Source organism: Rhodopila sp. (assembly GCF_965277165.1).
Classification (GTDB): Bacteria; Pseudomonadota; Alphaproteobacteria; order Acetobacterales; family Acetobacteraceae; genus Rhodopila.
Window position 1 is genome coordinate 876,202 of the sequence record NZ_CBDICE010000006.1, and the last position, 13,041, is coordinate 889,242.

The 13,041-nt window shown below is 65.9% G+C and carries 15 protein-coding genes and 1 pseudogene; 11 read left to right on the plus strand and 5 right to left on the minus strand.

Annotated elements, in window-relative coordinates:
* Positions 1-29: 29 nt before the first annotated feature.
* The 3 genes and pseudogenes from ACQY4Y_RS15690 to ACQY4Y_RS15700 all read right to left on the minus strand — a co-directional run.
* Positions 30-2,525: a glycogen/starch/alpha-glucan phosphorylase gene (locus ACQY4Y_RS15690; RefSeq protein WP_428491538.1), complete on the minus strand. Its 2,496-nt coding sequence runs from the start codon at positions 2,523-2,525 to the stop codon at positions 30-32.
* Between the two features lie 170 nt (positions 2,526-2,695).
* Positions 2,696-3,028, minus strand: coding sequence for a hypothetical protein (locus ACQY4Y_RS15695; protein ID WP_428493727.1), 333 nt, complete (start codon positions 3,026-3,028; stop codon positions 2,696-2,698).
* Positions 3,029-3,190: 162 nt separating this feature from the next.
* Positions 3,191-3,364 (minus strand): annotated as a pseudogene (locus ACQY4Y_RS15700) (zinc-ribbon domain-containing protein); the annotation flags it as partial.
* Between the two features lie 275 nt (positions 3,365-3,639).
* Here ACQY4Y_RS15700 and ACQY4Y_RS15705 point away from each other — a divergent pair.
* The 8 genes from ACQY4Y_RS15705 (at position 3,640) to ACQY4Y_RS15740 (ending at position 10,174) form a co-directional block, all read left to right on the plus strand.
* The gene (locus tag ACQY4Y_RS15705) at positions 3,640-4,392 is read left to right on the plus strand and encodes a cell division ATP-binding protein FtsE (RefSeq protein ID WP_428491539.1); all 753 of its coding nucleotides are present in this window, start codon (positions 3,640-3,642) and stop codon (positions 4,390-4,392) included.
* Positions 4,389-5,309, plus strand: a complete 921-nt coding sequence (locus ACQY4Y_RS15710; protein WP_428491540.1) for a cell division protein FtsX — start codon at positions 4,389-4,391, stop codon at positions 5,307-5,309. The genes ACQY4Y_RS15705 and ACQY4Y_RS15710 overlap by 4 nt, the downstream gene beginning before the upstream one ends.
* 370 nt (positions 5,310-5,679) lie before the next feature.
* A complete protein-coding gene (locus ACQY4Y_RS15715; RefSeq protein ID WP_428491541.1) occupies positions 5,680-6,294 on the plus strand; it encodes a YdcF family protein in 615 nt (204 codons plus the stop codon).
* Positions 6,291-6,992 carry a lysophospholipid acyltransferase family protein gene (locus tag ACQY4Y_RS15720; protein ID WP_428491542.1) on the plus strand — a complete coding sequence of 234 codons (702 nt, stop codon included), beginning with the start codon at positions 6,291-6,293 and terminating at the stop codon, positions 6,990-6,992. Before ACQY4Y_RS15715 ends, ACQY4Y_RS15720 begins: the two co-directional genes overlap by 4 nt.
* 70 nt (positions 6,993-7,062) lie before the next feature.
* Positions 7,063-7,254: a hypothetical protein gene (locus ACQY4Y_RS15725; RefSeq protein WP_428491543.1), complete on the plus strand. Its 192-nt coding sequence runs from the start codon at positions 7,063-7,065 to the stop codon at positions 7,252-7,254.
* A complete protein-coding gene (locus tag ACQY4Y_RS15730) occupies positions 7,254-8,297 on the plus strand; it encodes a DUF2125 domain-containing protein (RefSeq protein ID WP_428491544.1) in 1,044 nt (347 codons plus the stop codon). Before ACQY4Y_RS15725 ends, ACQY4Y_RS15730 begins: the two co-directional genes overlap by 1 nt.
* 112 nt (positions 8,298-8,409) lie before the next feature.
* Positions 8,410-8,700, plus strand: a complete 291-nt coding sequence (locus ACQY4Y_RS15735; protein WP_428491545.1) for a hypothetical protein — start codon at positions 8,410-8,412, stop codon at positions 8,698-8,700.
* Between the two features lie 193 nt (positions 8,701-8,893).
* Positions 8,894-10,174, plus strand: coding sequence for an MFS transporter (locus tag ACQY4Y_RS15740; RefSeq protein ID WP_428491546.1), 1,281 nt, complete (start codon positions 8,894-8,896; stop codon positions 10,172-10,174).
* 11 nt (positions 10,175-10,185) lie between these two features.
* On the opposite strand, the gene nth is transcribed toward ACQY4Y_RS15740, so the two are convergent.
* Positions 10,186-10,908, minus strand: coding sequence for an endonuclease III (gene nth, locus ACQY4Y_RS15745; RefSeq protein WP_428491547.1), 723 nt, complete (start codon positions 10,906-10,908; stop codon positions 10,186-10,188).
* A complete protein-coding gene (locus ACQY4Y_RS15750) occupies positions 10,908-11,684 on the minus strand; it encodes an N-formylglutamate amidohydrolase (protein WP_428491548.1) in 777 nt (258 codons plus the stop codon). The genes nth and ACQY4Y_RS15750 overlap by 1 nt, the downstream gene beginning before the upstream one ends.
* Before the next feature lie 46 nt (positions 11,685-11,730).
* Here ACQY4Y_RS15750 and ACQY4Y_RS15755 point away from each other — a divergent pair, with 46 nt between their 5' ends.
* The 3 genes from ACQY4Y_RS15755 to ACQY4Y_RS15765 are packed head-to-tail and all read left to right on the plus strand — an operon-like array spanning position 11,731 to position 12,898.
* Positions 11,731-12,039: a nitrile hydratase gene (locus ACQY4Y_RS15755; RefSeq protein WP_428491549.1), complete on the plus strand. Its 309-nt coding sequence runs from the start codon at positions 11,731-11,733 to the stop codon at positions 12,037-12,039.
* A complete protein-coding gene (locus ACQY4Y_RS15760) occupies positions 12,039-12,317 on the plus strand; it encodes an SH3-like domain-containing protein (RefSeq protein ID WP_428491550.1) in 279 nt (92 codons plus the stop codon). Before ACQY4Y_RS15755 ends, ACQY4Y_RS15760 begins: the two co-directional genes overlap by 1 nt.
* Positions 12,314-12,898, plus strand: a complete 585-nt coding sequence (locus ACQY4Y_RS15765) for a nitrile hydratase subunit alpha (protein ID WP_428491551.1) — start codon at positions 12,314-12,316, stop codon at positions 12,896-12,898. Before ACQY4Y_RS15760 ends, ACQY4Y_RS15765 begins: the two co-directional genes overlap by 4 nt.
* Positions 12,899-13,041 lie beyond the last annotated feature (143 nt).

Sequence of the window (13,041 nt, forward strand, 5' to 3'; positions counted from 1 at the left end):
AGGGCTGAAGCGCGGCAAAAGCTGGCCCCTCAGCGCTCGACGTGGGTCGGCACGTCCCACACCAGATCGGCATACTCCCGGATCGCGCGGTCCGACGAGAACCAGCCGACATTCGCGGTGTTCAGGATCGAGGCCTGCCACCAATCCTGCGGCCGACGCCACAGATCGGCCACCTTGCGCTGCTTGGTGTAATAATCGTCGAAATCGGCGCAGACCAGGAAGTAGTCGTGGTAGCGCAATTGATCCACAAGCCCGCGGTAACGGTCGCGTTCGTCCGGCGAAAACACCCCTTCCTCGACGCTGGCCAGCACCTCGGAAAGGATCGGCGAGGCGGCGATCAGATCGGTCGAATCGACCCCGGTGCCGCGCCGCGCCGCCACCTGCTCCGCGGTCAGACCAAAGATGAACATGTTGTCTTCGCCGACCCGTTCCAGCAGTTCGATATTGGCGCCGTCCAGCGTGCCGATGGTGAGCGCGCCGTTGAGCGCGAACTTCATGTTCCCGGTGCCGGACGCCTCCATGCCGGCGGTGGAAATCTGCTCCGACACGTCCGCTGCGGGGATGACGACTTCGGCCAGGCTGACCGAGTAGTTTGGCAGAAACACGATCTTCAGTATGTTGCGCACGGTGGGATCACTGTTGATCACCCTGGCGACGTCGTGGATCAGCTTGATGATCAGCTTGGCCTGCTGATAGCTGGCGGCGGCCTTGCCGGCGAAGATTTTTACCCGCGGCGTCCAATCGTCCATCGGCCGCGCGCGGATGGCGTTATACAGCGCGATGGCTTCCAGGACGTTCAGAAGCTGGCGCTTGTATTCGTGGATGCGCTTGATGTGGACATCGAACAGGGCGGCCGGATCGACGCGGATTTCCAGCTCGCGTCGGATCAATTCGGACAACACCAGCTTGTTGGCAAAGCGGCTGGCGGCGAAGCGGGTCTGGAAGGCTCGGTCATTGGCCAGCGGACAAATCCGGGTCAGCGCATCTTCGTTGTCCAGCACATCGGGGCCAGCCTCATTCACCAACAGGCGGGTCAGCCGCGGGTTTGCCTCGTGCAGCCAGCGGCGAAACGCGATGCCGTTGGTGACATTGACGATGCGGTCGGGAAACAGGTCGTGCAAATCGCGGAACACGGTTTCCCGCATGAGGCCGGTGTGCAACGCTGAAACGCCATTGACGCGGTGCGACCCAAGGAACGCGAGGTGGCTCATGCGGACACGCCGGCCCTGCTGTTCGTCGATCATCGACACGCTGGACAGCAGCGCTTCATCGTCGGGATGAAGCTGGCGCACGTTGCCCAGGTGCAACGCGTTGATCAGGTAGATGATCTGCATGTGCCTGGGCAGCAGGCGCTCCATCAGCGGCACCGGCCAGACCTCCAGCGCCTCGGGCAGCAGGGTGTGGTTGGTGTAGCTGAAGGTTGCCTGGGTCATGCGCCAGGCGTCTTCCCAAGGGATCTGATGCAGGTCGAGCAGTATGCGCATCATCTCGGCAATGCCGATCGCCGGATGGGTGTCGTTCAACTGGATCGCGGTCTTGTCCGGCAGGTTGCCGATATGGCCGAACGCCTTGATGTGCCGGCGCACCAGGTCCTGCAGCGATGCCGAAACGAAGAAGTATTCCTGGCGCAGCCGTAGTTCCTGTCCCGCCGGCGTGGCATCGGACGGATACAACACCTTCGAGATCGATTCGGCCCGCACCTGCTCGGCCAGCGCGCCGGCGTGGTCGCCATGGTTGAACGCGTCCAGTCGTAACGGGTCGGCCGATCGCGCCGACCACAACCGCAACGTGTTGACCCGGCGGCCGCGCCAGCCGACCGAGGGCGTATCGTAAGCCACGGCCTCGATCCTTTCGGCGGGATGCCAGACATGGCGCACCGCCGCTTCCGAGATCGGTACCGCCTCGATCGAGCCGCCGAAGCCGATCTCGTAGCTGATGTCGGCGCGGTGGAATTCCCACGGCGTGCCGAGCGCCAGCCAATCCTCGGGATATTCCTGCTGCCAGCCGTTCTTCATCACCTGACGGAACAGCCCATGCTCATAGCGAATGCCGTAGCCGTGGGCGGGGATGTTCAGCGTCGCCATGCTTTCCATGAAGCAGGCGGCGAGACGGCCGAGGCCGCCGTTGCCCAAGGCCGCGTCAGGTTCCAGCGCGCGCAGCTTGTCGAGATCGACATCGAGGCCCGCCAATGCCGCGCGCATCGTGCCCAACTGGTTCATGTTGTTCAGATTGTCGAACAGCAGGCGGCCGATCAGGAACTCCAGCGACAAGTAATACACCCGCTTGGACCCCTGTTGATAGGCAAGGTCGATGCCCGCCAGCCAGCGATCGACGATCCGGTCCCGCAGTGCATACGCGGTCGCCATCAGCCAATCCCGCTCGGTCGCGATCGAACGGCGCTTGCCAACCTGATAGGTCAGTTTCTCGAGGATCGCGGTCTGCAGCGCGGCGACGTCTTCTTCGTCGCCAACCAAATCTTCCGCGTTGTCGGTGAATTGCGCCGACACGTCTGATCCAAGCTCCACTATCAATTACCTTTGCGCGACCTCGACCGACGCCACGAAAGCATGTTTGCTTGGTCCGCAGCAACCGTTTGCGTAGTAATCGTCTGGCAAAGTGTTGGTTGATCAGCGGGACCGGGATCGTTTCACGCGGATGCCTGGCAACTGGCGGTATCCGCGTGGTTCGCGACAATTCATTGCGGCTTTGCGCGGGCAGTTTGAGCGGGCGGAAATTGCCCGGCTGGGGGCGTGGCCAGGGGGGGCCGGCCGGGCTGTGCCTGACCTGGCGGGGTTTGGCTGGGCAGGGTCTGACTGGGCGGGGTTTGACTAGCCGGGGTTGCGGCCCGCGTGGGATCGGTGGTCGCCAGGATTCGGCCGCTCGGTGGCCATGCCCGCACCACCGCGTTGCGCCAAACCACCGCGGCGGCAACGGCCAGAGCCAGCACGACGAAGGTCATGGCCCAGGCGCCGATCAAGCCACGCTGCCGGCTCAACCCGGCCGTGGTGGAGGCGGTGAGCCGGTCCATCGCGGTCGCCGTCGGAGCCGGGGACGCGGCCGCCGGCTCAGCGTCGGGGGCGCTATCCGCCAAAGCCGCATCGGAATCCGCTACCGCTGGTGCGCTGGCGCCGGCTGGGTCCGGCGGTGAAACATTGTCGTCGGCCTGGGCAGCCGGAAGCCACTGGTTGTCGCAACGCGCGCAACGGACCATTTTCCCGGGTGTTAGACGGGAGTCCGGCACCTCGTATGCGGCGTCGCAGCTCGGGCAGGCAATACGCATTGAGTTCCATGACCAAGGGCGCCGGGTATAATGCGGCGAACCGCGCGGCGTTCCAACGGGATTCGCGCCGGGCCGGGCTGGCATTACAGGCCTCCGAGTCGCGGCGCGGCGACCGGATGTCCGGAGATGACACGGTCGCCGCAACCGAGGCTGCCAGTGGTGGGAAGGCCGTCCCAGCCGAGCCGGGCGCCTCGGCCAGAGCCAGGGAGAGTGCCGGGATCAGATCAATTGCCGTTGCGTCGGTGGGATGCTGCCAGGTGGCTCTGACAGGGCGGGTTGGCGCAACACCGGGCAGGCAAAAACCTATCGCCGAACGAAGCGAAATGGCAAGAACCATGCAGTCCGGGTAATTAGCCAGCATGCTACGATTCGAGGCAGTCGGGTTGCGCTACGAGCGAAGCGGCGGTCGGTCAGCGGCGGCCGCCGGGCCCGAGGTGCTGCACGACATCAGCTTCCGGCTGGAAGCCGGTGCCTTTCGCTGGCTGCTGGGACCGTCCGGGGCAGGCAAGACCAGCTTGTTGCGTCTGCTCTATCTCGCGGAGCGGCCGACTCGCGGTCAGTTGACCTTGCTTGGCACCGATGTCACCACCGCGCCGCGGCGGGCGTTGCCTCTGCTGCGAAGGCGGATCGGCGTGGTGTTCCAGGATTTCCGTCTACTGCCGCATCTTTCGGCGTTCGACAACGTTGCCCTGCCGTTGCGTATCGGCGGGCGCCCGGAAGGCCAGATCCGCGCCGATGTGGGGGAATTGCTGCGCTGGGTGGGATTGTCAGGTCATCTCGACGCCCGACCGGCGGAACTGGCTGGCGGCGAGCAGCAACGCGTCGCCATTGCCCGAGCCGTGATTACCCGTCCGGCGCTGTTGCTGGCGGATGAGCCGACCGGAAACCTGGACGACGGGCAGGCCGAACGGTTGATGCAGTTGTTCAAGGAACTGAACCGTATCGGCACCACGGTGATCGTTGCCACCCATAACGAATCGTTGGTGGCGCGACATCCGGCGCCGGCCCTGCACATTGCCGGCGGCCGTCTCGCCGCCAGCACCGGCCCCGCGATCGGGCGTGATGGTGGCTTGATGCGAGGGCATCTGCTTGGGGAGGAAGCGAATCGGTGATTTCACTGCGGCCTTCCGGCTTCGACGAGTTGGGTCTGCGCCGCGCATTGTCCGAGCGCATGCTGCCGCTGCTGGTGGCGGCGATGGCGTTCCTGGCGGCGCTCGCCATGGCCGGCTGGTTCGGTACCGCGGCGCTGTCGCGACACTGGCGGCAGGGCGCCGGGTCGTCGCTGACGGTTCAGGTGCCGCAACCGTCCGCCGCATCGGCGCGCACCAGCGAGACTCGCCTGACCGCGGTGCTGGGCTTGCTGACCGGTACCCCCGGTGTCGCCTCGGCGCACGCGCTGTCGGATCAGGAACTGTCGGACTTGCTGAAGCCATGGCTAGGCCAGGGAGCCGAACGGTTGGCGATCCCGATTCCCGCAGTGATCGCGGTTCGACTGACCGACAGCGATGCCAGCCTGTCGTCACTGTCTCGGCGCCTGTCCGAGGCCGCGCCAGGCACGTTGGTCGAGGATCACGGCGTCTGGCTGCGGCGGGTCGCGGTGCTGGCGCGCAGCCTGCAGGCCTGCGCCGGGCTGGCGCTGCTGATGGTGGCCGGGGTGGCGGCGGCGGTGATCTCGGTGGCAACCCGGGCCGGCCTATCGACCCGGCGGGAGGCGATCGAGATCGTCCACGGCCTGGGTGCGACCGACAGCTACATCGCAGGCCGGTTTGCCGCCAGGGCAACTATATTGGCGGCGGTCGGGGCAACAGGGGGCGCATTCGCGGCGTTGCCGATCCTGTTGACCCTGGCGCGCATGGCAGCGCCGTTTTCCGGTGACAGCGACGCCGCCTGGGACGGATTGCAGGCGGCGCTAGCAACTCTTCCGGCACCGCTCTGGCTGGCCTTGCCGGGGCTGCCGGTCGTCGCCGCGGCAATCGGCTTCGCCACCGCTCAGGGTGCGGTCCGTCGCTGGTTGCGGCGATTGCCATGACCGGCCTGGTGCAATGACCAGCAACGCGGGATGGCGGCCGATCGGCGACGACCACGCCGCGGCCGAAACCATGGCCGGGGCCCCGGTGGCTGAAGCGCCCGTGAGTGGGGCCACCGTAACTGGAGCCCCCAAGACTGGAGCCCCCAAGACTGGAGCCCCCAAGACTGGAACCCCAGTGACTGGAACCCCAGTGACTGGAGATGTCGTGATCGGGGCATCCACGACGGGACCGCCGGTGCCTGGGAAGCCGGCGCCCGGCAAACCGGATGGAACGACGATGGCAGGCGGAAGCCTTGACGGACTGGTCCCGAACAGACGGGCGCGGCCGGACGATGATCATCCCCGGGAATGGAGGTGGCGACGCCGCGTCATGCCGCGTCTGTTGGTCGCGCTCATCGCGGTCATGGTCGCCGCCTGGGTGGGCGGCTTCGTCTGGTTCGCGACGGTCACCGGTCGACCGGCCCGATCGCCACCTCACACCGACGGTATCGTCGCCCTGACCGGCGGTGCTGGCCGGGTGGAGTTGGCCTTGCGCCTGCTGGCGAGCGGTCAGGCGCGCCGGCTGTTGCTGAGCGGCATCGGCGGGGGCACCGAATTGGCCACCCTGGGCCGCCTAGCAGGGGTCGACACGGCGGGTTTAGCCGATCGCATCACGCTGGGCCGCTACGCCGCCTCGACTCGCGGCAATGGCGTGGAGACCGCCGTCTGGGCGGAGCAGAACCGCATCCGTTCGCTAATCGTGGTGACCGCGGGGTATCATATGCCGCGCGCGTTGGCGGAACTGCGCCGAGCGGTGCCCGATGTCAGGCTGTATCCTGAGCCGGTGCTGGCCGCGCGCACCGATGTCGTCGAAAAGGGTCCCGGCATGCGGATGGAGGCGGAGGAGTATACGAAATACCTGCTGACCCTGTCGGGTCTTTCGGCATGGTTCCCACGCCGCGAGCCGCTGTCCGCGCCTGTGATGCCGGGTGGGGCCGGGGCATGATGGTTTTGCGTTCTGCGCTGTTCAATGTGGTGTTCTTTGCCGTCAGCCTGGCGATGGCCGTGTTGGCCACCGGGGCGCGCTACCTGGCGCCGGAGCGGGTCCTCGGGGTGGCCATGTTGTGGGCGCGCTGCCTGTTGATCTCGGTTCGGATCATCTGCGGCATCCGACTGCAAGTGAGCGGGCTCGAGCACATCCCGCGCGGTGCGGCACTGATTGCCTCGCGCCACCAATCCGCGTTCGACACTTTCGTGTGGCTGACGTTGTTGCCGCGCTGCTGCTACGTGTTCAAGGACGACCTGTCGCGGATTCCGCTGTTCGGTCCGTCGATCAGCGCGGGCGGCATGATCGAGGTCGACCGGAACGGCGGCGGCGCCGCGATCCGCGGCTTGTTGCGTGGGGCGGAACGGGCGGTGCGGGAGCAGCGCCAGATCGTGATCTTCCCCGAGGGCACTCGCCGTGACCCCGGAAGTCCGGGCAGCCTGCAATCCGGCATCGTGGCGTTGGCCTCGCGCACCGGCCTGCCAGTGGTACCGGTTGCCACCGATTCGGGCCACCTCTGGGGCCGCCGGGCATTCCGTAAGCGGCCGGGAACGATCCGGATCTTGATCGGGCCAGCGATTCCTTCGCGGACCGAGCGGAAAGCGCTGATCCGGGCGTTGGAGGACGGCATGACGGCGCTGGATCGCGGACCCGAATAGCCGCCGCTGAGGCCGCGCGGACCCTGTGGAGAACTCTGTGCGGAAGATTTGCTCACGGTTTTGAGAAGGCTTGAAAAACATCCTGCAATCACCTGAAACGATGGCATTAATGATGAACATTACTGAGTTGCACATAATCATCGAGTTTGTGGACGAAACGCTCACGTTCGTCTCCAGGTTGAAGGCCGAACACCGGCTGCTACTTTGTCGCCGAAGCCGCGGTATTCCCGGAAAAATGCCCGCCCGTCAGCCGGGCGCATGATGCGCAGGGGATTCTGGATCGTTCTCATTGTCCCGATCGTTCTGCTGGTGGGCGAGGCTATCTACTGGCGAATCGCGGCCGAACGGCTGCGGTCAGGGTATCAGGCGTGGGCGGCTGAACAGGTTGCTGACGGCTGGCAAATCGAATCGGGGCCGCCGTCGATCGGCGGCTGGCCTCGGTCGGCTGTGGTGACGGTGCCTAACTTGACACTCCGCCATGCGGGGCCGATGGTCCCGGGCGATGTGAGACTGGCGTTGGCTGGGCTAGATCTTTCGGTCGCGCTGTTCGATCCGACCACGTTGGGCCTGTCGCTGGACGGACCGATGCATGTGCGAGCCGGCGAACTGCCTGATGTGATCGTCACCGGTGAGACCGCGGTGGCGACGGTGCCGCTGCAACCGACCGGACCGCAATCGGTCGCGCTGCACGCGCGCGGGCTGCGCCTGGAACCGGCGACCGGCGCCTGGCACTTGACGGTCGGCCTTTTGAACGCCCAGGCGGAAATCGCTGACTCTGCCGCCGCGGGCCAGCCCAAGCCGGGCACCTCATTCTCCATCGGTTCGGAGGCGATTGCCCTGCCGGCGGTCGTCAGATGGCCGCTTGGGACCAATGTCTCGTCGCTTTCGGCGGAGGGGACGCTGACCGACCTGCCGCAGTCTGACGGCCAAGACAGCAGGCAATGGGCCGAGGCTTGGCGGAATGCCGGGGGGTCGCTGAACATAGCCCATCTGGCGATGGGGTGGGGGCCGTTGGGTCTGACATCCTCGGCCAGGCTAGCGTTGGATGATCAGCTTCAACCGATGGGCAGCGGCAACGGGCGGATTATCGGCTATGCCGAGACGCTTGACAGGCTAGCGGCGTCGGGAGCGCTGACCCGGCCGGCGGCGACGGCTGCGAAGGCGGTGCTTTCGCTGATGGCGGCTACCAGCGACGCGGATGACCCGTCGTCGGTAGATGTACCTCTGAAGCTACAATATCGCACACTCTCTATAGGGTTGGTGCCCTTGCTGAGGCTGCCGGAAGTAGACTGGCCGGCGCGGTAGTGGTATACAGACTTATGCGAAACGGGTTCCAGAGCCTTCGAATTAGCGGCCCGGCTGCCTAGCAGCCGGGGATAGTCCCGCTTTTTTGATCATCCGCCTGGAGATTCTTCTGATGTCCGTTGACCTGACACCTGAACAGCCGTCCGTCGTTTTCGTCCGATTTTTGCTCGATGCCGATGTTTCGCCGGGGCTTCTATCGCGCCTGTTGCAGCCTTATGCAAAGCGTGACCTTGTGCCTGACCGGATGTGGTCCCACCGTGCCGGCGATACGGTTCACGTGGAGATCGCCATGGAGGCGATGCCGGCGGAGGTCGTCCACCTTGTGGAGGGCAACCTGACCCAGGTGGTAGGCGTGCGCAGCGTATCGCGCGTCGCCCGATCCTGCCTGCGTCAGGTAGCCTAGAAACCGGTTTCCGTTCGTTCCGATCCGGCGAACAAGCCGGCGTGGGCCACACACTTTCGGCCTAGGCCAGGCCGCCGGTTCGGCAGGTCGCGACGGCCGTTGTTGGCGATCCCGATTGGACATAGGCTGCGTCCGAGGCTGATCGAGCCCAACAAATCGCCGAACAGAGCGAGCCAGACGTCGAGGAAACCGGATGCAGACCCCCAAAGGCGCCTGGACAGTCGCCGGCATGTTGTTCCTGTACATGCTGGTGAATTTCGCCGATAAGGCGGTCGTCGGCCTCGCCGCCGTGCCGATCATGCGCGAACTTGGCCTATCGCCTCGGGAATATGGCCTGCTGGGATCCAGCTTTTTCCTGTTGTTCTCGATCTCCGGCATCCTGGTCGGCTTCGCCGCCAATAGCTATTCGACCCGCCGGATCATCCTGCTGATAGCAATGGTATGGGCACTGGCGCAATTTCCCATGATCGGGACCGTCAGCTTCGCCACGCTGTTGATTTGCCGGATCGTGTTGGGCGCCGGCGAGGGACCGGCCGGGTCGGTCGGGCTGCACGCCATCTACAAATGGTTCCCCGACGAGAAACGCACCATCCCGACCGCGATCCTGTCGCAGGGCGCGGCGGTCGGCGTCGTCGTCGCGCTGCCGCTGCTGAATATGATCATCGTCCACGCCTCCTGGCACTGGGCCTTCGGAACGCTCGGGATCGTCGGATTGTGCTGGGTGGTGGGCTGGTGGTTGCTGGGCCGGGAAGGCCCGATCGTCGACCCGCCGATGCCGGAGGCGGGCTCCTCACGGGTCGGTTACTCCCGAATCTTGCTTGCGCCGACCTTCATCGGCAGCGTGGTGGCCTGCTTCGGGGCCTATTGGGCACTGTCGCTTGGGCTGACCTGGTTCACCCCATTCGTGATCAAGGCGCTGGGCTTCTCGCAGGCCAGCGCCGGCTTCATCTCGACACTGCCCTGGCTGATGGGCGCCTGTACGGTCATGCTGGCGGGCTGGACCTCTCAGATACTGGTGGCGCGCGGGGTCAGCAGCCGGATCGCCCGTGGAGTATTGGGCTGCGTGCCTATGATCGTTGGCGGCCTGCTGGTGCTGGCGGTGCCGCACGTGTCCGATGCGGCCGGGAAACTGGCGCTGCTGGTCGTCGGCGGCGGACTGACCGGTCCGATCTACGTGGTGTGCGCGCCGATGATCGCCGAATTCACTCCGATCGCGCAGCGCGGGGCGGTGATCGCCATCTTCGGGGCGATCTACACCCTGGCCGGCATCATCGCGCCCTATGTCAGCGGCAGCCTGATCCAGGGCGCGACCACGGTGCTGGATGGCTATCAGAACGGCTACATGGTGAGCGGTTCGGCGCAGATCATCGGCGGGATCGCCGGGCTGTTGCTGATGTGGCCGGCCCGGGATCGTGAGCGCATCCTCCGGCACCGGATCGCCGCGGCGCCGGTCGGCGCGGTGCGAGGCGCCTGACGGTTCAAGGCTCAGGGCCGTTGTTCGGTTTCGGGCGCCGTAACCTTGTCGCGGTAATGGCACCAGGCTGCCGCCACGCAGCGCCAGCACTCCGGCCGTCGCGCCTTGCAGACGTAACGTCCGTGCAGGATCAGCCAGTGATGGGAGTCACGCAGACGTCGGCGCGGCAGGCGCTTGTGCAGGCCGTCCTCGACCTCGCGCGGGGTCTTGCCGGGGGCCAGGCCGGTGCGGTTGCCGAGGCGGAAAATGTGGGTGTCCACCGCCATCGTGGCCTCGCCAAAGGCCACGTTAAGCACGACATTGGCGGTCTTGCGGCCGACCCCGGGCAACGCTTCCAACGCCGTGCGATCGGCGGGCACCTTGCCGTCGTGGCTTGACTCCAATTCACGGGCGAGTTGCACGACATTGCGGGACTTGGTCTGCCACAGGCCGATCGAGCGGATGTGGGACGCCACGCCGTCCACGCCGAGTTCGATCATCGCCTTCGGCGTCGGAGCGACCTGGAACAAGGTCTCGGTCGCGCGGTTCACCGAGAGGTCGGTGGCCTGCGCCGACAACACCACCGCCACCAGCAGGGTAAACGGGTCGGCGAAGCTGAGTTCGGTTTCCGGCGCCGGGTTATGCGCCGCCAGAGCGTCGATGAAGGCGCTGACCTCGGCCCTGGTCATCGGCTTCGGCTTGCGCGGCCGTTGTGGCGGCGGGCGGGGCGCGGTCCTGGCCGCCGCGGTCGGCATCAGCGGCCGTCCGCTTGGGCGGCGGCTTTCAGCATCGCATCGGCGGTGGTCAACAGGCGGGCGAAACGATGCGCCCAGGCGTTCTGGCCGTTGGCGTCGGCGATCAGGTCCTGGCGGATCTCGATCTCGACATGCGGCAGCCCACGCTGCTCGCCATGGGTCGGGACGCTGTAGTCGCTGTCGTCGGTAATGGCATAAGGCGCGTTGTCGCCGACAATCAGATCGGGTTCGTTGCGCAGCAGATCCAGCAGGATGCGCGCCAGCCGCGCGTCCTTGTTGTACAGCATGCCGACCTGCATGGCTCGGGCTTCGCCTTTGAACGAAGGCGTGAAGCTGTGCATCGCGACCAGCACCGAACGGCGGTGCGCGCGAGCGTCCAACAGGCCGCGGATGCGGTCGTGGTAGGGGGTGAAGATGGCGGCGACACGGGTGGCTTTCGCCTGTGCGGACAGGTCCTTGTTGCCGGGGATCTCGGTATATTCGCTGACCTCGGGCATCGCGCTTGGCCAGGACGGGTCGCGGTTGCAGTCGATCACCAGCCGGGAATAGGTCTGCAGCACCGCGGTGGCATCCAGCAGGTCCGCCAGCCGTTCGGTGACCGCGGCGATGCCGATGTCCCAGCCAATGTGGCGTGCGCGTTCAGCCTCGGCCAGGCCGAGGTCGCCGAGCGCGGTGGGTATCGCCCGGCCGGCGTGGTCGGCGGTGAGCAACAGGTCGGAGGCACCGGCTTCGCGTAGCACACGGAACGGCGGCGGATCGTCGGCAGTCAGCAGCATCGGCGCCCCTGGTTGCAGCGGTTGCACAATGCGCTAACGTTGGCGCATGGACAAGGAAGCCAAGCGGGCGCACCACGACCTGGGCGGGGCGTCGAAATTCATGTGCGAGCCGGTGGACACCAAGCCGCACGGGCTGACAGATTTCGACCGCGAGGTCGATGCGCTGCGCCAGATGCTGGCGGCGAAGAAGCTGATGTCGGTTGATGAACTGCGCCGCGGAATCGAGGCGATCCCGGAGGCCGAATATCATCGGCTGAGCTACTACCAGCGCTGGATACGCTCGATCGCCGACAACCTTTTGCGCAGCAGGGTCATTACTCAAGAGGAACTTCAGACGGCAATGGGCGGTTTGTGATGTTCGCGGCCGGCGATACCGTGCGGGTCAAGGACGCCTGGCCCGAGGCGACCGGCCCGGTGCACATTCGTACGCCGCATTACGTGCGCGGCGTGACCGGTGAGGTGGTGCGGCGTCTGGGCGAGTTCCCCAATCCCGAGGACCTGGCGTTCGGCCGAGCAGCTGAGCGCCAGGGGCTTTATCATGTGCGGTTCCGCAAAGGCGCGATCTGGCTGGAAGCCAGGCCGGATGACGAGCTGCTGATCGAGATCTTCGAACATTGGCTGGAGCGGCCATGAACATCCTGGACACGGATAGCGACCGTTTGCTGTTGGCGGTTCGGTCGTTGTTGGAGAACAAGGGTATTGTGTCGACCGAGGAAGTCCGGCAGCGCATGGCGGCGACCGATGCGGCCAGCCCGGGGCAGGGCGCGCGGATGGTGGCTCGCGCCTGGGTCGATCCCGGGTATCGGGTGTCGATGCTGGAGGATGGGGCAAAGGCCGCCGAGGCACTCGGGATTCCGATGCGCGGCATGCCTCCGCTGGGGGTGCTGGAGAATACTGCCGAGGTGCACAATCTGGTGGTCTGCACGCTGTGCAGTTGCTACCCGCGCGCAGTGTTGGGATATCCGCCGTTCTGGTACAAGTCGGCGGCTTTCCGGGCGCGGGCGGTGCGCGATCCGAGGGGGCTGCTGGCGGCGGAGTGGAAGACGGTCATTCCGGATGCAGTCAAGGTTCGCGTCGTCGATTCGACGGCGGATTATCGTTGGATGGTGCTGCCGGCCAGGCCCGCAGGCACGGATGATTGGGATGAGGCGCGGCTGGCAGGGATTGTGCGGGAGGGGGATATGATCGGGGTGACAGTGCCGAGGATGGCTTAGAACATAGCCTGCTGCTCGCCGCCGCTCCAGCACTTGCCGCGCATCCGCTCCGAACGAGGGCACCCGTTCCGGGCGGTGCGTTCCGGGCGGCTTTCCATAAGATTTTGAGATTGATGGGGTCGTAGGTGGCGCAACCGGTTATC